15 protein-coding genes and 1 pseudogene are annotated in these 21,936 nt (G+C 43.8%); 7 read left to right on the forward strand and 9 right to left on the reverse strand.

What is annotated here, in order from left to right:
• A pseudogene (locus tag WBA23_RS09850) lies at positions 1 to 160 on the reverse strand (acetyl-CoA C-acyltransferase); the annotation flags it as partial.
• A 247-nt stretch (positions 161 to 407) separates the two neighbouring features.
• Here WBA23_RS09850 and WBA23_RS09855 point away from each other — a divergent pair.
• Positions 408 to 1,607: an ATP-binding protein gene (locus WBA23_RS09855; protein ID WP_424582109.1), complete on the forward strand. Its 1,200-nt coding sequence runs from the start codon at positions 408 to 410 to the stop codon at positions 1,605 to 1,607.
• A 60-nt stretch (positions 1,608 to 1,667) separates the two neighbouring features.
• Here the strand turns inward: WBA23_RS09855 and WBA23_RS09860 are convergent, their stop codons facing one another.
• From WBA23_RS09860 to WBA23_RS09870, 3 genes are read right to left on the reverse strand one after another with little or no spacing between them, the layout of a single operon-like run.
• The gene (locus tag WBA23_RS09860) at positions 1,668 to 2,723 is read right to left on the reverse strand and encodes a VWA domain-containing protein (RefSeq protein ID WP_424582110.1); all 1,056 of its coding nucleotides are present in this window, start codon (positions 2,721 to 2,723) and stop codon (positions 1,668 to 1,670) included.
• Positions 2,707 to 3,654: a hypothetical protein gene (locus WBA23_RS09865; protein WP_424582111.1), complete on the reverse strand. Its 948-nt coding sequence runs from the start codon at positions 3,652 to 3,654 to the stop codon at positions 2,707 to 2,709. Before WBA23_RS09865 ends, WBA23_RS09860 begins: the two co-directional genes overlap by 17 nt.
• A 30-nt stretch (positions 3,655 to 3,684) precedes the next feature.
• Positions 3,685 to 4,578 carry a DUF58 domain-containing protein gene (locus tag WBA23_RS09870; RefSeq protein ID WP_424582112.1) on the reverse strand — a complete coding sequence of 298 codons (894 nt, stop codon included), beginning with the start codon at positions 4,576 to 4,578 and terminating at the stop codon, positions 3,685 to 3,687.
• A 317-nt stretch (positions 4,579 to 4,895) separates the two neighbouring features.
• On the opposite strand from WBA23_RS09870, the gene WBA23_RS09875 reads away from it, so the two are divergent.
• Positions 4,896 to 9,857, forward strand: coding sequence for a translocation/assembly module TamB domain-containing protein (locus tag WBA23_RS09875; RefSeq protein ID WP_424582113.1), 4,962 nt, complete (start codon positions 4,896 to 4,898; stop codon positions 9,855 to 9,857).
• Between the two features lie 4 nt (positions 9,858 to 9,861).
• On the opposite strand, the gene WBA23_RS09880 is transcribed toward WBA23_RS09875, so the two are convergent.
• Genes WBA23_RS09880 through thrA form a run of 3 tightly spaced genes read right to left on the reverse strand, consistent with a single transcriptional unit; the run spans position 9,862 to position 13,359 of the window.
• Positions 9,862 to 10,131, reverse strand: coding sequence for an acylphosphatase (locus WBA23_RS09880; protein ID WP_424582114.1), 270 nt, complete (start codon positions 10,129 to 10,131; stop codon positions 9,862 to 9,864).
• Positions 10,132 to 10,179: 48 nt separating this feature from the next.
• Entirely contained in the window at positions 10,180 to 10,842 is a 663-nt protein-coding gene (gene deoC, locus WBA23_RS09885) for a deoxyribose-phosphate aldolase (RefSeq protein WP_424582115.1), read from the reverse strand.
• A 30-nt stretch (positions 10,843 to 10,872) separates the two neighbouring features.
• Positions 10,873 to 13,359, reverse strand: a complete 2,487-nt coding sequence (gene thrA / locus WBA23_RS09890; protein WP_424582116.1) for a bifunctional aspartate kinase/homoserine dehydrogenase I — start codon at positions 13,357 to 13,359, stop codon at positions 10,873 to 10,875.
• Positions 13,360 to 13,612: 253 nt separating this feature from the next.
• On the opposite strand from thrA, the gene rpmH reads away from it, so the two are divergent.
• The 5 genes from rpmH (at position 13,613) to WBA23_RS09915 (ending at position 19,048) form a co-directional block, all read left to right on the forward strand.
• Positions 13,613 to 13,771: a 50S ribosomal protein L34 gene (gene rpmH / locus WBA23_RS09895; protein ID WP_424582117.1), complete on the forward strand. Its 159-nt coding sequence runs from the start codon at positions 13,613 to 13,615 to the stop codon at positions 13,769 to 13,771.
• A 110-nt stretch (positions 13,772 to 13,881) separates the two neighbouring features.
• On the forward strand, positions 13,882 to 14,247 hold the full coding sequence (gene rnpA, locus WBA23_RS09900; RefSeq protein WP_424582118.1) for a ribonuclease P protein component: 366 nt from the start codon (positions 13,882 to 13,884) through the stop codon (positions 14,245 to 14,247).
• Between the two features lie 22 nt (positions 14,248 to 14,269).
• Entirely contained in the window at positions 14,270 to 15,928 is a 1,659-nt protein-coding gene (locus WBA23_RS09905) for a S41 family peptidase (protein ID WP_424582119.1), read from the forward strand.
• Positions 15,929 to 15,932: 4 nt separating this feature from the next.
• Positions 15,933 to 16,763: a sulfite exporter TauE/SafE family protein gene (locus WBA23_RS09910; protein ID WP_424582120.1), complete on the forward strand. Its 831-nt coding sequence runs from the start codon at positions 15,933 to 15,935 to the stop codon at positions 16,761 to 16,763.
• Positions 16,760 to 19,048, forward strand: coding sequence for a T9SS type A sorting domain-containing protein (locus WBA23_RS09915; RefSeq protein WP_424582121.1), 2,289 nt, complete (start codon positions 16,760 to 16,762; stop codon positions 19,046 to 19,048). The genes WBA23_RS09910 and WBA23_RS09915 overlap by 4 nt, the downstream gene beginning before the upstream one ends.
• A gap of 9 nt (positions 19,049 to 19,057) precedes the next feature.
• Here WBA23_RS09915 and WBA23_RS09920 read toward each other — a convergent pair whose 3' ends face one another.
• Entirely contained in the window at positions 19,058 to 19,861 is an 804-nt protein-coding gene (locus WBA23_RS09920) for a hypothetical protein (protein WP_424582122.1), read from the reverse strand.
• A gap of 6 nt (positions 19,862 to 19,867) precedes the next feature.
• Positions 19,868 to 21,936: TonB-dependent receptor domain-containing protein (locus WBA23_RS09925; RefSeq protein WP_424582123.1), on the reverse strand; the 2,069-nt coding region annotated here is incomplete at its 5' end.

Consider the following 21,936-nt stretch of genomic DNA (forward strand, 5'->3'; position numbering starts at 1 on the left):
CAATTAAGTCATCAATCATTTCAGGAGCTAACCCTTCGGTTGAACCTACTAAATGATTAATTACTTCTACTGCTAAATCATCGGGGCGAGTAAATCGAAATCCTCCCTTTTTAGCTTTTCCAATGGCGGTGCGGTAACCGCCGACAATATAGGCATCCATATGCGTAAGGTTTATAATTCTCTATCTAGTACTGACGCAATATACAAAGAAAATGTTCGTCATGCATACTAGTTTGGTGTTATCCCCGGATTCGTTCTGGGGTCTGGTGCGAAGTGTTATAGTACTGTTCACTAAAGATTGAAAATGCAAACTGTTATGATTGTAGAAGCGAACCTTTATCGGAATATCTAAAAATGCTTTCTATAGAAAGCATTTTTAGATTATTTTTGCTTTATACAAAGAGCATATGGAGCAGCTTTTTCAAAAATTTTTGAAAAAAGTAGGAACAGTTTCTACTAAAGTAGTTCGTGATTTTATCTACCAGATTGACTGGAAAGACCGAATGATTGGTATCAGAGGAGCCAGGGGTGTAGGGAAAACCACTTTGCTGTTGCAATATATTCAACAGCAGTTGCCCTTAGATAACCAAACTCTATACGTTAGCCTTGATGATATTTACTTTTCTAACAACACTCTAGTAGAACTCGCTGACCAGTTCGTCAAAAATGGAGGCAAATTTCTTATTTTAGATGAAGTTCACCGGTACGCTACTTGGTCTGTTGAGTTAAAAAACATCTACGATGACCATCCGAGTCTTCGGGTAGCTTTTACTGGTTCTTCTGCTTTGCACCTTCATCGGGCTAAGGCTGACCTGAGTCGCCGGGCAGTTATGTACTATATGCCCGGATTATCTTTTCGGGAGTTTCTCCATTTAGCTCCTCAGTATCAGCTTAACTTTCCTTCGGTTTCTTTGCCCGAAATTATCGACAACCATACTGAACTTTGCCTTTCGCTTACCCAACAATTTAAACCATTACCCGCATTTCAGCAGTACCTATCGTTGGGTTATTATCCCTACTTCTCAGAAAATGAGGATACGTATCACCTAAAGTTGATTGAGGTTCTCAATCTGATCTTAGAGATAGATTTACCGCATGTTGTAAATATTAACTTTAGCAGTATTAACCAATTAAGAAAATTGCTTCAAATATTGGCTGAATCAACCCCATTTAAACCGAACATTCAAAAGCTAAGTGAGCGAATAGGAAGTACCAGAAACACGGTTATTTCGTACCTCCAGTACTTAGAGAATACGGAAATTCTTAGTTTACTGTACAGCACTACGAAGGGAGTGAGTGCCATGCAAAAACCGGAAAAAGTATACTTGCAAAATCCTAACCTATTTTTCGCGCTTGCCCCCGATAACGCAAATAAAGGGAGCTTGAGAGAGACCTTTTTCTTGAGTCAACTTCGGCCGAAACATGCCGTGCAGTACCCTAAGCAAGGCGACTTCCTAATTGATGGCAAATGGACGGCCGAGATTGGTGGTGCAAGCAAAAGCAAACGACAAATAAAAGGAGTAGAAGATGGGTTTATAACAGCCGATGATATAGAAATAGGTTACCAAAATAAAATTCCGCTCTGGCTGTTTGGTTTTTTGTACTGAAATAGACACCAACTACCCCGTATAATACCTTAACACCATCGTACTATAACAACCAAACCACTAATCCACCAGCACATTACTAATAAACGTCGACTTCAGAATCAGCCAAACCAAAAACAGTGCGATAGCCCAAGCCAAATAAATGTGGTAGAAGTCGGTAGTATCACGGTAGCGACTTTCTTTGATTTCAGCTTTTTCGTAGGTATCAATGAGATCAAATACTTCTTGTAAAGCTTGCTTATTGGAAACCCGGTAGAATTCGCCTTCACCAATGCGAGCAATTTCCCGTAAAGTAGTTTCGTCTAGAGAGTTTTCTACGTAGCGGGTGTTACCGAAAAAGTCTTTGCCGAATGGCACTTTACCTTCCTTACCAATAGCAATAGAATACATTTTGATGCCGTAGGCGTGGGCCAATTCAGCGGCAGTAATGGGGTCCAAATTTCCGGCGGTATTATCTCCGTCGCTAAGTAGTACCATCACTTTGGAGGCTTTATCATCGCGGCCTTCGTCGGCATCGCGCATTCGGTTGGTGGCTACGGCCAGCGCACTACCAATGGCGGTTCCCCGACTTTCAATCATATCAAAATCAATCTGCTCGATAAAATCGTACAGCAATTCGTAATCAGTTGTGAGAGGCGAAAGGGAATAGGCGTCGCCGGAAAAAACGACCAATCCAATGCGGTCTTGCATCCGGCCACTGATGAAATTACGCGCCACATCTTTGGCCGCTTCTAGCCGGTTGGGCGTAAAATCCTGAATGCGCATCGATTCGGAAATATCGATGGTCAGTACAATGTCAATTCCCTCACTCCACTGTTCTACTTGTTCGTTGGTGCGCTGAGGTCGGGCTAAGGCGAAGAATAATAACGCCAACGTTAAAGCCAACAACAAAAACGGAATAAATCGAAGCCAAGTAACTGGATTTGACTTTAACGCCGTTTTAGGGAAAGCAACCGGTAGCTTTTGGCTGGAGCGTAGTCCAATAAGCCAGCGTAGCCCAAAAAACAGCGGAATCAGCGGTAGCAGGTATAAAAATAAGCCATGCTGAAACTCAAAGCTTCTTAGTATGGGGAGGGAAAACCATTGTAACGAAAACCAACTAGCGGTTGCTTCCATGTTTTATATTTTGGTATCGTTGTTCGTAGCGGTGGTGAGTATGTTTTTCTAAATGTTGAAAATGACCGATTAGTTCACCATTGAGTCGATGGCTGTAGATGCTGCGGTCGATGGCTCGTAAGTCATCTTTCAATGCTTGCTCTTCAGGTAACTTACTAATTTCTTTCGTTGTCATTTTGGTGTAGGGTGCCCGTTCCAGTCGTTCCATGTACCGTTTCCAAAGTACCAACGTCTGCTCTGATTGTTCCTTGTTCGGCGACTGCCGAAGTTGCTCCAACTGCTGAGCAAACTTCTCCTGGAATTGTTCATGGTTTTTACGCAATCGGCGTAGCTGCCATCTTCTGCGAATCTTCTCACCGAACAGCAAATAAACAATCAAAAGCAAGGCGATCAAAATGCCTAACCCAATTAGAAAATAGGGGTAATTAAACTGAAGGGGAGTATCCAGGTACGCCGTATTCTCCTTTAAATCCAGCGAGTCGGGCAACTGCGTAATTAACTGTTGCAAATAGACCGAGTCGGGACTAGCAAAAATGGTAATACTATCGGCTCGCCCCTCTTCATCGGCACTAATAATGTAAATTGGTAGCGATAGCGATTGAAAAGTGTCTAGCTCAAACGTGGTGAGAGTGTACACTACACTATCGAAGCTGGTAATACTATCTGTCTGCGTAGGAACAAAGGTGCGATCTACGTACTCGAAGGGTAGAAATGAGTAGTTCTCATCAGGAAAAACCACTTCTAGTTCAGCCGGATAGCGCAGGGAAAAGGAGTACTGGATAGACTCACCAATCTTGATAGTATCCTGCACGAAATGCCCCATTGGCTTTATCTCTTGGGCAAACGCCACCTCTAATCCGGCCAGCAATCCTAAGCAGAGGAAAAATATGTGACGAACAATAATAGCCATTTGTCCTATGTTACTACTCATTGTTAACTGTTCACTGCACATTGTTCATTGTCAATTGCTTTTACGAACCCGGCTACGCACCCGGAACAATCGGATGAGTTTAGAAACGTAATCTTCTTCCGTATCAACCGGAAGATAATCAGCTTGATACTTTCTGCAAAATTCTTCTAGCTTCTCTCGAGTATTTCCGTACGTATTACTAATCCGATTGCGAAAAAAGGAAGACGAGGAATTAACCCAAAGTGTCTTTCGGCTCTCTTTATCGTACACGGGCACAATGCCTAAGCTAGGTAATTGCGTCTCGCGCCGGTCAGATAGATGCACTACAATTAGATCATGCTTGCGGGCCAAGGCCCGAAGACTATCATCGTATCCCTCGTCAATAAAATCGGAGATGAATATTACAATACTACGGCGCTTAATAATATTTAGTAGGTAACGAATGGCATGGTGTAGATTGGTGCGGGTAGACGTTGGTTGTAAATTATAAAGCTTAGAGATAATTTGGTAAGCGTGTTTGTCGCCCTTGCTAGGTTTTACGTACACTTCTTTATGTTCCGAAAAGCAGAACATTCCCACCTGGCTGCCTTCTTTAATCGCTGACAAGGCTAACACACCACTAATTTCTTTACCAATATCTACTTTCTGGCTGCCTTGATTACCAATCTCCTGAGAAGCACTTACATCTAGCACCAGATACACCACTTGCTCCCGCTCCTCCCGATACGTTTTCACGTATACTTCGTGCCCTTTTGCGGTGGCGTTCCAGTCAATAGACCGAATATCATCACCGTATTGGTAGGGCCGTACATCATCAAAAGTAATACCCGAGCCCTTAAACACTGAGTGAAAGTCACCCTGCATTTGGGTGGTAATCGCTTTGCGAATAGCAATTTCGTACTTGCGTAGCTTCTTAAGGAGCTTACGAACTTCTTCTTTATTCATTTAATATGCTAAGGTAAACGCAACTGCCTAGCAGCCACCAACCGAACGACAATAAACAGCAAAGGTAACGTTTATTTAAAACCAAACGAAAGTAACTACGTTCGGTTAAAGGGCATTTGCTCTAAAGATTGTTGCCTAAAGAAAATAATTGCAGGCCACGTCCAAAGAGTAGTGTGCCAAGGAATACTTTTTACCTAATGATCTACTAGCTAATTCTCGTTTTTACGAGTGGCTAGGATTGTATTTTTTACGAAAATATCAAATCTATCAGTTCGTCTACACAACATATCGGACATTTACCAACCTGGGTACAGCGATTGCTACTCATTGCCGGCATTATCTTTGGCCTGTGGATAATCATCTATATTGCCCTACGGCTGCCCCCCGTACAAGACTTTATCACCGGAAAAATAGCGGGCATTCTTGAAAAAAAGATCGGAACGCCGGTAACACTGGAAGGTATTGATATCGATTGGCTCGATGCCGTAGAAATTACTGGATTGTATCTGGAAGATCAGCAACAGGACACTTTACTATATTTGGGCCAACTGCGGGTAGAGATTGAACCTTGGGCGCTGCTAAATAAAACATTGGTAGTAAAGCAGTTGCGCGTGCGAGATACCTACGCCAATATCTACCAAGTGGCGGGAACCGATAGCCTGAACTTTGCCTACATTCCTGAAGCGTTAGCATCTGCTGACACCACCACTCAACCAACTGATACTACTTCGTCCAGTTTTTCCATAGAAGCTCGACAGCTATTGTTAAATAATATCCGGGCAGATTTTGTGGCCGATAGCACTGAGGCTCACGCAACCTTAGGTGAGTTATCGTTGGTGCTTGATAAATTAGGATTGGAGGAGCAGCATATCCAAGCTGATGAGCTATCCATTGATCAACTTGAAGTTGCCCTACGATTACCTAAGAATGCTGCGCCCGATAGCACCAAGCAGACGGAACCCGCTTCTACTCCTGATAGCTTAGAGAACGTAATTAATCCTTCGGGCTACGCCTTTTCGCTGACCGATTTTTCTATTGCTAATAGTCAAGTTGATTATCAGGTAGGGCCCGATAAAGAAGCTAATCCCCAGCTAGATTTTGAGAACCTGCTTATTGCGAATTTAGGAATACAAATAGAAGACGTTGAAGTAGGTAACACCAATGCCTCACTAAATCTGGAACAGTTTACTTTTAGTGAACAGCACAGCGGATTTTCATTGCAAGAATTAGCGTTGAGTGCCGAAGTAGACATGCCCCAGGTGCAAGCCACACTCAATAAACTAGAAACTGCTCACTCTAACCTGAACGGCACCATAGCCGTGAGCCTATCTCTAGAAGATCAGATGGCCGATTTAATTAAAAGCCTGGACTTTGAATCTAAATTAGATGGGGCGGTTCTTAGTATGCGAGATGCAGCTTACTTTACCACTGCGTTGGATAGTATGCCTATCCTGAAAAACGCAGAAGCTAATCTAGATTGGCAGGTCAACATTGATGAGGGAGCCGGTAGTGTTCGAAATTTAGCCTTGCGCTTGAGTGAAGATGTGTACCTAAAGGCCGAAGCCCAGTTTGAGCAATTGGCTAAGTTGGATAGTGCACAGACGGGTAGTCCTTTTGTAAAGCTTACCGTAGAACCACTGCAAACAAATTTGGGGTTTATCAGAAAGATTATAGGCAACGATGCTGGTTTACCGCAGCTGGCTAACGACAAACTAACGTTGCAAGCCTCGGTTGAAGGTCGGCTAGACGATATTACTGGGGATGTACAACTTCAATCATCGGTAGGAAAATTATTAGCGGAAGGTCGCTATCAGCAGTTAACCGAAGGGGGAATGGATATTGATGCCTCAGTGCAGGGGCAGCAGCTTCAAGTGAAAAAATTGTTACAAGCGTTGGGCCAAGATTCTTTAGCTCGCGATTTTAATCAGCTAACTTTTCGGGCTCGGCTTTCTGCCCAGCAAACCGCCACCCCAACCGATACTTCGTTCAGTCAAGCTAAGTGGGATGTGAAGATTAACCAGGTTGACTACAAAGATTATCGCTATGAGGGCTGGAATATTGAGGGATATCTGGCCGACAATCAAGTGACCAATGCTATTCGCTACGAAGATAGCTTATTAAACCTAAGTGCCGATGCTAATTTAGATATGCGACAGTCTGATCTGGCCTATCAGCTAGATTTGCAGTTACCTAACGCCAATTTATTCCGGCTTAATCTGGTAGGAGATAGTGTCATTGTGCAGGATTTTAGTTTAACGGCTGACTTGCAAGGCACGCACCCCGACTCTATTGTTGGAAGTGTTTATATTCCCTCAGCCCGAGTGATTAAAGACGAAGAAAGTTATCAGCTAGATTCTTTAGCCTTAACAGCAGAACGCACCGGAAACGAACGGAACATCAGTCTCTATTCAGACTACGTAGATGCTTTTATTCGCGGTGAGTTTTCAGTAGACAAGCTTCCCACTGCTATCGATGATTTTCAGCAGTATTACTTCACGAGCTACCAAGCTTCTTATGTTAATCCCGACACAGTTTCTACTTTTGAAGCGGATGGACAGAAACTAGAGTTAGAATTACACATTAAAGAAACTCCGTTGTTCGCTCAAGCATTAGTTCCACAGCTAAACATTCCCGATACGCTCAGTCTGGAAGCTGCTTTTGATAGTCGAGAGAAAAGCTTACGTATTGATTTAAAAGCTCCGCACATTGATTACGGAACAAACCGAATTGATAGCCTCTATCTCTACGCTATTACCACCGAGCGACAAATCAATATTGATTTATTTACCAACTACGTGCAGGTTGGCAGCTTAAACATTCCGCAGTTTCTGATTGCCGGAAAGCTCTCGGGAGCTCCTTCTGAAGAGCTGGCACCAAGTAAAAAGCGGCTAACTACTACTGAACTGGATTTGAATGTGAAGATGGGAGAGGATGACTCGCCCTATCGGCTAGATTTGAACACGCGCGTACGCTCCGGTAGCGATACCATCACCGTATTGATGGATGATTCGGAAATTGTACTGGACAGCACAAGTTGGGATTTTTCTAATCAAGGGCGAATAGTGTACGCTAAAAATTACCTAGATATTGATCGGGTGTTCTTAAAGCGAGGCGACCAAGAGCTATTTATTTCTACAAAAAATGAGAACAACCGTAGCGATCTTCAGATTGCGATCGAGCAATTTGAAATACAGCCCTTCCTAAATAGTATCGATCTGGAAGACTACGAGGTAAAAGGAACATTGTACGGTAAAACTACACTAGAAGATCTCTTTCAATCTGGTCCGATTAAAACGAATCTTAATATTTCGCATCTTACAGTGCAAGATACAGTAGTGGGAGATTTTAAACTAGAGGCTAATAAAGCAGCTATGAGCGATAGCAATACCGATCTGCTCAATGTGCTTGCTGCACTTACCAGCCCCAACGGAAAACTTAACATTGATGGAACATACAATCTGGCTCCAGAAGTTGAGTCACCCATTGATCTTTCGTTGACTCTAGACCGATTTTTACTAGACCCTTGGCAAGCATTTTTAGAAGGACAAGTAAATGAGCTATCGGGAGAGTTATTTGCCGACTTAAGTGTTACCGGAAGCCCCACTAAGCCTAATATTAGAGGTGTTTTTCGGTTTGGCGATCAGGTAGTGATAGCCCCCACAGTTTCTGGAGCACAATACCACTTACAAAATCAGCAACTAAATTTTCAGGGAGAAACACTGGCATTAAACGAATTTACGATACTAGATTCTGCTCAAACCCCAGCAGTGCTAAATGGCACAATTTCCTTCGCTGATCTTACTAGTCCGGTATTTAATCTAAGTTTTAATACTAAAGAATTCGTTTTCATAAACAGCGAAAGCTACGAAAATGAAGCATTTTACGGGCGAGCTATTGCCTCGGCTGACGCAACAATCAGCGGCCCAGTGAGCGATTTGGTAATTGATGGTGATGTAGGAGTGAATGAAGGAACCAACATGACTATTGCGTTGGTATCCGAACCGGAAGAAGTAGAGCGGGCGGGCTTCGTTGAGTTTGTAGATAGAAATGCCTTCTTAAAAGAAGACACGGTAAGTAGTGATTCTCTAACGCTATTGGATGATTCTTCTGCGAAGGATACAATTTCAATTAGTGGCTTCACTCTGGCCAGTAATATTCACCTAGATCCTGAAGCGGTATTCACCATTATTGTAGACCCTGTGAGGGGTGATAAAATTACCGCAGCCGGTGAAGCTGATCTACAGGTGAACATGAATCCTAATGGCGACTTAAACCTACAGGGGACGTATACTCTGACCCGGGGTCAGTACGTACTTAACTTTGCCGAAGTAGTTAGAAAAGAGTTTTCTGTTCGCGAAGGAAGCACGATCACTTGGTCGGGCGATCCTTCCAATGCCGAAATGGAGCTGATTGCTGCTTATGAGGTAGAGACTAGTCTGGAGCCGCTGGTTCAGGATTTAATGGAAAGTGATGCAGGCTTAAGAAGGCAGGCTACTATTGACCGTCCGGTATCAGTAGAATTAATAATTACTGGGACGCTTACTGAACCGCAATTAGCATTCAATTTAGGACTACCCGAAATCAACGCGGGAGGAGCCGCTGCCGAGCTTATTAAAGAGCGATTAGACGCTATTGAACAAAACGAAACTCAACTATACAAGCAAGTATTTGGCTTGATTGTCCTTAGTCGGTTTATCCCCATGAGCGGTGGACTAGGCTCTGGTGGTGGTGGCCTCACCTCAGTTAATGATCAGCTTAACGGTAGTGTAAGCGAATTATTAACCGATCAGCTTAGTAAAATCACGGAAGAGTATTTGGGTGGGGTAGCTCTAAACGTAGACTTAGAAAATAGCGATCAGCAGCAATCTCAAGGCTCATTACTGGCTGACCGAGATGTGACCGTAGGGTTATCTAAACAGTTATTTGATGATCGACTCACTGTAAAAGTAGGTGGTATGACCACTACGGGAGAACAACAAGCGGCTTCTGGTAGTCAGAATATTTACGGAGAGTTTGAAGTGCTCTACGAACTCACCAAGACCGGAAACTTAATGATTCGTATCTTCCAGACTAGCAACCGAGACCAAGTGTTGAGCCAAATACTACAGCGGCAGGGAGCCTCAATACTGTACGAAAAAGCCTTTGACCAATTGCTTAAAACCAACCCTTCGCAAGACCCACCGCCCTCCGAACCTGAGCAACCGGAGGATAAACGGCAGATAGGGCAGAACGACGACGCTATTGAGCCGGAACGCCAACGTAAGGAGAAAAAGCAGTAAGCTATTATCGGCGAATCTGAAACTCAGAGAAGCCTTCTTCCTCAATTTCATCTACAACTACCTGCTGCACTTGAGCGCGATTTGACCCATTATTACACCAGGTAGTAAGTTCTCTTAAAGCTTCCACGTTCCCTTCCGCTTGAATTCTTACTGATCCGTCAGGTTCGTTACGTACCCATCCCTTAATTTTCAACGATTGGGCTTTTTCCTGCGTGCTCGCCCGGAAGAATACTCCCTGCACTTTCCCAATTACTTTAATAGAGTAAGCTGGCATATGTATGATGGTAAAGTAATTGATGATGAATAATAACTATGAGTATGATCAATCATTAATCATTGTTAACGCAGCGGAAGCCCCAATCCGGTCAGCTCCGGCTTCTATTAAATTAATAGCTTGCTGAGCGGTTTTAATTCCGCCCGAGGCTTTAATACCTACATTGGAGGGTAGCTTTTTTCGCATTAATTGTATGTGGTGAACGGTAGCTCCAGCATCAGCGAAACCGGTAGAGGTTTTGACAAAATCGGCTCCGGCATCAGCACAAATTTTACAGCCGGTGGTAATTTCTTCGTCGGTCAAGTAAGCTGTTTCCAAAATAACTTTGAGTAAACAACCATGTTTATGAGCTAATGAAGTACACTTGGCAATTTCTATTTTTACCCAGGGCATCTTTGATTTAAAAGCTGAGAGGTTCATTACCACATCCAGCTCATTTGCCCCATTCTGAATAGCCAGCTCCATCTCCTGGATTTTAGTTTCAGTCATCTGGTAACCCAGCGGGAAGCCAATAACCGTTACTACCTGGATATCAGCATCCCCCAAATCGCGACTAACTTTTTTCACCCAGAAGGGAGGCACACAAATTCCTACAAAATTATGCTGTTTAGCATCCAAAATCATTTGATCTACTTCGGCGTAGGGCAGCGTAGGCGAAAGATTAGTGTATTCCAGATAGCGATGCAGATTAGAAGAGATGGATTTGTTCATATGAAGTCAACCGCCTAAGTAGGTATCTGGTTATTGATACAAATAATTACTCACGCTAATGAGGTCAGCAAATACCCCCGCGGCAGTAACCTCGGCTCCTGCTCCCGACCCTTTTACTACCAACGGACGATCACGGTAGCGAGAAGTGGTGAATGAAATGATATTATCACTTCCGGAAAGAGCGTAAAACGGATGATCGGGACCCACCGAAAGTAGGCTTACCGTCGCTTTCTCGTTTTCTAATGAGGCGACAAACCGCAGTTTCTCATTTCGTTCTTCGGCTTGTTGTAGTCGCTGGTCAAAATCTTTGTCATTAGCTTCTAGCGCTTTAAGAAAATCTTCGGGTGATTTGGCTTCCAAACAAGCTGGGGGAAGCATATTTTCTACCTGTACATCTTCTAACTCCAGTGGAATACCTACTTCACGGGCTAAAATCAAAATTTTTCGCGCTACATCTGTGCCTAATAAATCTTCGCGGGGGTTAGGTTCAGTATAACCCAGTTCTTTCGCTCGGCGAACAATGTCACTGAAACGTTTTTCTGAAGAAAAAGAATTGAACAGATACGATAGGGTGCCTGATAAAATTCCTTCAATCTTGTAAATCTTATCGCCGCTATCCTTCAAATCTTGAATTACCCGAATAACCGGTAGGCTGGCCCCGACATTGGTTTCGTACAGAAATTGCACTCCAGCCTGACGAGCCGCGGTTTGTAGTTGCTGATACGCTTGATACGAACCGGAATTTGCCAGTTTGTTAGGGGTAACAATAGATATAGCCGATTGTAGTACTTCAGCGTAGTACTTTATTACTGATTTGCTAGCGGTGCAGTCAACAAACACGCTATTGGGCATATTCATTTCCTTCATCCGTTGCACAAAGTCACTCATATCTGCTTTTTCGCCGTCCTGTTCCAATGTTCTTTTCCAGTCATCAGGTTTTAACCCGATTTCCGAGAAAGCCATACGCTTGCTGTTCGCGATACCTATTACAGAGATTTCCAGAATACGATTCTTAAGCAAGTACTCTCGCTGCTGGGCGATTTGCTGGAGTAAGGTCTTCCCAATTAGCCCAATTCCTACTAAAAATACGTTGAGTGTCTTCTTTTCAGAAAGAAAAAATGCCTCATGCACGGTATTAAGGGCTTTGTGCAGGTTGCGTTGAGCAATGACTACCGATAGGTTCGCCTCCGAAGAACCCTGAGCAATAGCCCGAACATTTACTCCGTTTCGACCTAAGGCAATAAATAGTCTTCCCGAAATGCCAGGCGTTTGCCGCATATTTTCACCCACAATAGCAATAATTGATAAATCTCGCTCAACTGCTGGTGCCACGATTTTACCGGCTGCGATCTCACTCACAAACTCTTCACTAATCGTTCGTTGAGCCGCTTCGGCATCAGCCGGACTGACGGCAAAAGTGATAGTATGTTCTGAAGAAGCCTGAGTGATAATAATAATGTTGATACTACTTTGTGCCAAAGCTCCGAATAATCGGGAGGATATACCGGGAGTACCCACCATGCCGCTACCTTCTAAAGTAAGCATAGCGACCGCCTTAATAGAAGAGATTCCTTTTACCGCCGGAGCCTTAGCATTATTTAGCGTCTGCTGAATAGCCGAATATGGATTCTTACTAACCAGCGTGCCCGGAAACTCCCGGTGGAATGTGTTACGGATACGAAGCGGAATATTCTCTCCCAGTACAGGTAGCAGCGTAGGCGGATAAATAACCTTCGCCCCAAAGTGCGACATTTCCATCGCTTCAATATAGGAGATCGCATCTAGCGAAAACGCCGAATCTACCTGACGGGGATCGGCCGTCATTACCCCATCAACGTCTGTCCATATTTCAATCTCCTTAGCATTAAGGGCTGCTCCCAAAATGGAAGCGGTATAATCTGAGCCACCGCGCCCCAAAGTAGTTGTTTCCTGCTCGGGAGTAGCCGCCACAAATCCGGTAACAATTTGTAATTCTGGATGGCTGCCGAAGTAATCCTGAATTTTCTGATTCGTAGCGGCAAAATCTACTTTAGCGTTATTAAAAGATTTGTCGGTAACAATAATCTCGCGAGCATCCAGAAACTCAGCATTCGCCCCCAACTCATTCAGGTACTGACTAATTAGGTAAGCTGAAAGTCGCTCACCAAAGCTTAGTACCAAATCCATGGTGCGAGGCGAGCGTTCCCGTAGCAGGTACACTCCGTGTACCAGATCATCTAGTTCATTAAACAGTGTTTTAAGGCGGGCGAATACTTTGCTTTGGGTATGCACACTAATCAGTTCTCTTGCTGCCGCAAAGTGATGCTTCTCAAGTTCCGATAGCTTCTCTTTATATTCTTCGTTGCCTTGAGCCGCTTCCTGGCTAATGTCTAGCAACCGGTCGGTCACCCCACCCATAGCGGAAACTACCGTAGCGCAATGAACTTGCTGCTGCTGGTATTGCAATATAATATCGGCCACAATTTTGATGCTTTCGGCTGAGCCTACTGAGGTGCCGCCAAACTTCAGAACTTTCATAGTATAGTTGTGCTGAGTAAATAAGCGGACAAAGGTAAGAAAATATGCTTGTACAGTGAACAGTTAGCAATGAACAATTAGCAGTGGATAGCGACTAGTGACCAATAACAATTAACGATCAACAACCAGCAATTTAGCCATTAAACCATTGGGCAATCGAGCAACTCAACCTATTTAAGAAACCTATTCTTCCGAATGAGGGTTGGAACTTCAGTAAAAGAAAATTATATTTGCAGCCCAAATAAAATTAGTCATGAAAAGAACATTTCAACCATCGCAGCGGAAACGACGCAATAAGCACGGGTTTAGAGAAAGAATGGCCAGTGCCAATGGCCGGGCGATTATCGCTCGCCGTCGGGCCAAAGGTCGGAAAAAGCTTTCAGTTTCTGACGAAAGAAGGCATAAGCACTAAGTCCTTCTTTCCTTTTCTGCTCTAATTTTGAGCACCACTGTTTTTTCACCCCTCCTTTCTCTCCGAGAAATCACCTCATATTTTTTTTCCCTGCCTAACAATTTTTGAACGTGCGACAAACGTTTCCGAAGCAGGAAAAGCTAACGCATAAAAAGCGAATCGGAGAACTTTTTCGTGAGGGAAAATCGGTGGTACTCTACCCTATCCGCTTTATTTATTTGCCAGTTGCTGATCAGGATCATCATCAGGTGTTGTTTAGCGTGCCCAAGCGCAACTTTAAGCGAGCAGTAGACCGTAACCGGATCAAGCGACAGATGCGGGAAGCCTATCGGCTACATAAACATCTAATTCCTTACAACCCATCTGATAATGTTCATTTTTTGCTGGGGTATATCTATATTGGTAAACAAAAGACGCTGTACCAGCGCATTGAAACCAAAATAAAAGAATCAGTAACCCGTTTAAAAAAAGTATAGAACCCCCTCATTTCTTTCGCTTATGAAAACCAGAAAAGTAGGCAAGCTATCAGTTGCCGCCGTTGCCCTTGCATTTGTTGGATTGGTTGCCTTCCGTGGTCCGGGTGATCATTATTTTGCTATCGCTAAAAACCTCGACATTTTTGCCACACTGTATAAAGAGGTGAATACGTACTACGTAGACGAGGTAAATCCAAATAAACTGATGAAGGTTGGTATTGATGCCATGCTGAAATCGCTGGATCCTTATACGAATTATATACCCGAAGACGATATTGAAGACTACCGGACCATGACGACCGGACAATACGGTGGCATTGGAGCAATTATCGGTAAGCGTAATGGTAAAAGCCTGGTGCTGATGCCGTATCGAGGTTTTCCGGCTGAAAAAAGCGGATTAAAGATTGGTGACGAACTACTGGAGGTAGATGGAGTGGATGTGACCGATAAAAACGTAAGTGAAATTAGCAAGCTGCTAAAAGGGCAAGCGAACACTGATCTGACGATTACTATAAAACGCTATGGCGAGGAGTATACGCTGCCCGTAACATTGAAGCGAGAACGCATTACCGTGAACAATGTGCCGTACTCAGGTATGGTAACTGATGATATTGGCTACATTAAGCTAAGTAACTTTACTACCGGAGCCGGTCGGGAAGTTGAAAAAGCCCTAACAAAATTAAAGGAAGAAGGAGCAAAAAAGATTGTGTTTGATTTACGCGGAAATCCCGGTGGACTGTTAAGCGAATCAGTGAATGTGTCAAACGTGTTTGTGCCAAAGGGTTCTGAGATTGTAAGCACGAAAGGAAAAGTAAAAGACTGGAACAAGATATACCGCGCCCCCCATAGCCCGGTAGATACTGAGATTCCGCTGGCGGTGCTCACTAGTGGACGTAGTGCTTCCGCTGCTGAAATTGTGTCGGGAGTGGTTCAGGATTACGACCGGGGAGTGTTGGTTGGTCAGAAAACCTTCGGTAAGGGACTCGTGCAAGCGACTCGTCCACTCACCTATAATTCTCAACTAAAAGTAACTACAGCAAAGTATTATACTCCCAGTGGGCGCTGTATTCAAGCAATTGACTACAGCCACCGAGGAGAAGATGGAAGCGTTGGCCGGGTGCCGGACTCACTCCGAACTGCTTTTGAAACTCAAAACGGACGAATTGTTTACGATGGTGGCGGGGTTAATCCTGATATAAAGGCCAAGGCTGGACGCTTAGCTCCTATCACGGTGAGTTTGTTCACTAAAAATCTGACGTTTGATTATGCTACCCAGTATTTTTACAAACACCCCAAGGCTCCTGAAGCCAAAACTTTTGAAATGAGCGATGCTGAATATGACGACTTTCTGACTTGGCTGTCTGATAAAGATTATGACTATGTAACTGAGGTAGAACAAACGATCGATGATTTAACTGAAATTGCTAAAGACGAACAGTATTATCAGGATATCAAAGAACAAATTGCTTCGCTACGAGAGCAAGTGCAACATAATAAAGAGCGTGATTTGAAAAAGTTTAAAAGCGAAATAAAAGAAGTGTTAGAAGAAGAAATCGCCGCTCACTACCATCTATCGGATGGAAAAATAGAAGCTTCGTTTGACGATGATAAAGTGCTACAAGCAGCCATTGAAGTGTTGAACGACAAAGATCGTTACGAAGAAATACTTCAGGGGCAATAATTAGTTGCTCACCAACGCACTATATTTTTGGGTAGCTTTAGCCGGCCTAGGAGGTGGATTCCTAGCCGGCTTTTTGGGTATTGGCGGAGGTGTTATTTATATTCTTATTTTACCTATCGCACTAGAATATGTAGGAATTCCTACAGCTGAAATAGCGCAATACGTAATTGCTAATTCTATTTTCGGAACCGCCGCGGCAGCCCTTTTCGGCAGTATCACCCTCATCAGCAATAAAGACTTTTACTGGAAGGAAGTAGCTTTGGTTGGGTTATGTGCCATTGCGACTTCTTATCTTCTCTTATTTACTTTTGTTAATACTCCACATTACTCGAAGCAATTCTTCGACGGGGCAGTCATCATCTTTCTAAGCACTATAGTCTTAATAACCTATTTACAGAATCGTACCAATATCATGTTTAATCAGCCAGTTAGGAATGAGCGAGTGTGGTATATTTTTACTGGAAGTGTTGCCGGTGCTTTTTCGGCTTTATCTGGTCTAGGAGGAGGAACAATTACGGTTCCACTGCTTCAGGCGGGATTGCGGATGGATATTAAGCGGGCTAAGTCAATTTCTTTAGGAGTTATTTTCATCGCTTCGCTAGCAATTACAATATTTAATATAGTAGATCAGCCGGCCAATCCGGTAGACTTAGGCCGTATTGGGTACATTATTTTTCCTATTTCTATTCCGTTATCGCTGGGGGTGTTAGTAGGCAGTCCGTTAGGAGTATGGGTGGGTAATAAAATATCTTCTCGCACCATCAGTTATATCTTTGTAGGATTTCTTATACTAGTAATTCTACGTAAGATAATAGAGCTGATATATGCTGCATGATCCAATTTCTTTATTCTGATAAATCTGTTCTCCTAATAACAATTCTACTGCTCAGTATTTCGGTGGACGGTCAGTGCCAACGAATAGCCGAATGGAATTTTACTACTCCGGCTTCTCGCGGGAATGATCCACTCACGCTAGCTTGGGTAGGAGGATTAAACGCCGTGCAGTACAATAATATTCGGCTGAATGACGATAATCAGAATGACTTGCTGCTGTTTGACCGATCATCTAATACTCTGCATCCATTTTTACGACAAAATAATCAGTGGGTATACGCCCCCGAATATGTGCCTCTGTTTCCAACCGGTTTGCAAAGTTGGGTTCTACTGAAAGATTACGATCAAGATGGTGACCAGGATTTATTTACTGCTTCCGGGGGAAGGGGTGTTTCTGTATACCAAAACAATCGAGATAATAGCAACGAATTAGGTTGGACACTAGTAACCGAGACGCTACAAACGGTGGCCTTTGCTTCGGGAGCAACAGTGACACTTCAGATCAACTCTACCGACCTTCCGGCAATTGCCGATATTGATCAAGATGGTGATCTGGACATTATTAGTTACAGTACATTTGGTAGTGGTGAACTTATTCTCCACCAAAACCAAAGTGTAGAACAATTTGGTCGGGCTAATTCGCTAGTATATCAAACAACTGACATTCGCTGGGGCGACATAGAAGAATGCGACTGTGGACTATTTGCCTTCAACGGTCAATCCTGTGATGATATAAACGGAGGTTCCCGAAATGGCGAGACCCGGTCTGGCGAGACCCGGTCTGGCCAGACTCGGCAGCTTGGTGCAAAGCTAGAGCACGTGGGGGGAAAGGCACTATTAATTTTGGATGCCGACGGTGATCAAGATTTGGATGCTTTGTCAGGCGATGAAGGTTGCTACGGAATCGATCTTCTGGAAAACCAACCTGTGAATAATCAACCATTATTTGGGCAACTAATTACGGATTTCCCTGAGAATACCCAGCCTGCTACTTCTGTCTTTTTCCCGGGAGCCTATCTGGCGGATATTGACGCTGACGGTGTAGATGATCTGCTATTTTCGCCCAACGCCAGCGTAAACGTAGGCAACAGCATTGATTTTGAAAATTCCAGTTGGGCGTACCGCAATACCGGAACTACCCAAAACCCTAACTGGCAGTGGGAAACATCAGGTTTTTTGCAGGAAGAAATGATTGATGTAGGCGAAGATGCTGTCCCTGCCCTGGCCGACTATGATGCCGACGGCGATTTAGATCTGTTTATTGGGAATCGGGGAAAGCTACAAGCCGATGGCTTTTACGCTGGGCTGTATCTTTATGAGAATGTGGGAACCTCCAGCCAACCGTCGTTTCAGTTTGTTACTAGTAATTTTCTGGATTTAGCTAACTGGAAACTTCAGGAGTTGAAACCGTATTTCACCGATATTAATCAAGATGGAAAAACGGACTTGCTGATTAGTGGGCGCGAATCTATATCAAGGGAGACCCGTTTGTACGCACTACTCAATCGAGCTGCTTTGGGTAGTTCTTGGGAGCTTCAACCCGAACAGCGACAATTATTAACACTTCCTTACCGATCAGAAGATAATCTGGCTTTCTACGACGTAGACCAAGACCAGCAGATGGATGTGCTGGTAGGCAAGCAAAGTGGTAATCTAATCTATTATCGCAATGTTGGTACGGATTTTCCTCCGCAGTGGGATCAGGTAAATGATTCCTTCGCTGGAATAGACCGCAGTGCTCGAGGCTTATTTTTGGCCCCAGCCATTATTGATACTGACGGAACCAGTTCAGCACAAATAGTAAGCACCAACGCTAGTGGCAACTTATTGCTAAGGCCATTAGAAGAAAGCTCAGAACTTATTGATACAGTAATAGTGCGAAACACTTTATTGTCTGAAGTAGTCGCTGTTCAGTTAGGACGGCAAAATTGGCTAACTACCGGACAAATTCTAGGAGGAAGTACGACCATCGTTATTGGTAGCCAGCGGGGTGGGGTTTCACTACTAAATGTAAATCGTAAAAGTTCTTCGGGCGAAGAAATCACGCTAAATATTTTTCCTAATCCAGCTACTAATTCGGACTTGACCACGGTCCAGGCCAACCAATCAGTTAGAAAAATACAGGTAATTTCAGTGGCGGGTCAAGTCGTATACGAATATTCATTGCCTCAACCCTTAAGTCGTCTTAGTCTTGATACCCGAGTACTACCTACGGGATTATACGTTATGCGAGCATTTTTTGAGCAAGGTGGAGTAGCGAGCGCTAAGCTATTGGTTGGGAATTAACATATTCACTTACGGAAGCTTGGTGACTACCACTTGGTTTTCTTCCCGAACAATGCCATAAACGAAAGTCTGACCTTCCTTTTCTTCACAATCTATTCCCTGCCCGAACGACCCCACCGGAAGCGTATCTACCCAACGTAAAGTGTAGCCTTTATTGGGAAATTGCATTACGTAAATCTCAGCTTCATCGTGACCAGTAATTAGCAAGCTACCATCATCTCGAATAACTCCCCCTGAGTTGCTGCGGGAAGCGAATCGCTCTAGCAGTTTTGAAGGAAAAACCCAACCTGCTATGGGTTGCCAGTCGTCGGTAAATTGCACTAGTTGAGTCCAGCGATTATCTTTTCCCGGTTCACTGCCCCGACCGGTGTAGTGAGCAAAAGCTACGTACCAATGGTCTTGGTAGCGATCTAGCCAAGTAGCCGAACCGAACTGAATACCTAAGCTATGACTATCGATATGTTCTAACGTTTGAGGGTCAAATATCTCTATGGAACTTGCCATAGGAGCCTGCGGATAGTTGGAGTGGCAACTGTAGAGTTTGTCATCCAATATAATTCCGCTGTTCAAGTGTACCAGTACCGAATCCTGATCGTGCCAATCCTTAATGAGGTTGCCATTTTCTTTATCGTGCTTCGTGATACTCGTATTGTTGATTACGTAGAAGCAGCCATCATCTACCGCAACCGCTTGGTGGGCTTGTTCCACGTCATAAACTTTAATCACATTGACCTTCTGCGGCGATGACTGAGCAAGTAAAAGGCTGCTCCAAGAAAATGCGATTAAGTGAAAAAAGGTAAATTTTCTTATCATAGTAGACTACAGCTTAAACTCTATTCCCAGCACTCCCCACATACCGTAAGATTCAGTTTCGGTCCATCGGGAAAATGTATCCGAGGGTTTTCCGCTTACTTCAGTGTTCGCCTGATTGGTTAGATTATTTAGTTGGAGTTTAAAGGTAAGAGATTCATTAAAGTGATAACCCATTGACATGTCTAAGTGAAACGTTCTATCCAACCATACTTCTTCGTTACCATCCACCGCTGCATTATTATCTTCAAATTTATTAAAAATAAAATGACGGTATACGCCACCAATTACTGCAAACAAACCACTTTCACTATCATCATATAGCAGTGATAAATTACCAATATGACGAGGACTATTCGCCAAAGGTAGATCATCACGATCGTCACCAAAATCGGCTTCACTGTGGGTGAATGTATAGTTAGCATTGATGCTTAACGGTAAATTGAGCGAAGCCAAGCTCTGATTCATCGCTACTTCAAATCCGAAAACCTGAGCCGATGCTCCGTTCACCGGACTTAAGATGGGGAAGCCATCTTCGGTGCCTACTTGCTCGGTAATGATTTGGTTCTGAATAAATTTGGCAAATAAACCGAAACTGAAGAAACCCACATTATTGGTGTATCGCTCGTACATCAAGTCTAGATTGGTAGCGGTAATAGCCTCCAAATCTTCATTACCTCGGTTAATTTCATCCTCGCCAATTGTTTCAAAAGGTACTAACGAAGTGTAATTAGGGCGACTTAGTGCAGTACTGTACGCAGCTCGTAATTGGTTGCGGTCGGTGAAACGATAGGTAAGGTGAGCGGAAGGTAAAATATTGGTGTAGCTTCCTTCACCTTGAAGATCATTATCGGAGCGGGAATAATCGGTTTGCGTATTTTCTATTCTCACTCCTACCAGTGAAGTAAGTTGATCGGTCCAATGAGTAGTATTCATCAAGTAACTGGCAAATACTTGCTCGGAAGCACTGTATCCTGCCAGTTCTTCATTCAGATTAAGATTAGCGGGAAGCAAATCAAAGCCAAGGTTGGCAAACTCAGCATCGGTAAATCGTAGTCCGGGAAATGGAAATTGTCCATCCGCAACCGTAGGAAGTTCTACTCCATCTAGCGGCTCAGGCCGAAAACCACCGTCGCGGAAAGAACGTTCTAGTGCGCGGTATTTTGCTCCTACTTTAATCGTCGAGAAATTATCACTGGCTACCGGAAATTCTAAATTTAGGGCAGCCGTAGTATTAGATTCTTCAGTGAAGCGAGGTTCAAACTCAACCCGATTAAATTCCAGCGGAGCATCTAGGCCAAAAGTAGTATTAGCAGAAAGAGCATCCTGACCAGCGCGGTCAAGCGTGGCTAGTGCCGGAACGTTTCGCCGATACCGCCACTCGGTGCGGTCGGGCAAATCTTCTTCCCCTGTCGAATACGATGCACTATAGTCTAACTTAATCCGATTGAACTGATGTTCGCCCTGCAACATGGTAAAAATCAACTCTTGATCTTCAATACGATTACGGGTACGTCGTTCTTCTCGCTCATTATCCCAGGTATAGAGAGCTTGTAGCCGAATCTCATCGTCGATATAGCGATTGTAGTTAGTAGTAAGCGTCCACTTATTCGTACTATTCAGGCGGTAATCTATATTTCCTACCAAACCGTAGCGTTCGCGGTTTACATCATAGTCAGTAGTACGTCGGCGACTAAGCACATTCTGTTCAATATCTACAAAACGGCGGGAATCAAAAATACTGCCTCGGTCGGTATTGAAGTAGCTTCCGGCTACAAGCACGCCGAGCTTATCATCCGCAAAACGTTTACCGCCTACTCCGTAAAAAGATAAAATATCGCGACCAAAATTCTCGTATTCCGACTGCTGCTGATTGATTCCGTAACACGCGTAAAGTTCCAGTTCTTCATCCCGGTTGGCTTCGCGAAGCTTAAAATCAATCATGCCACCGATGGCATCGGCTTCCATATCGGGAGTGAGTGCTTTGCTTACCGTAATTGTCTGGATAAGATACGATTGCACTAAATCTAGGCCAACGGCTCGTCCGGCATCGGGTTCCATACTGGGCATTCGTTGAC

It is taken from the genome of Tunicatimonas sp. (genome assembly GCF_049647865.1).
Lineage (GTDB): Bacteria > Bacteroidota > Bacteroidia > Cytophagales > Cyclobacteriaceae > Tunicatimonas.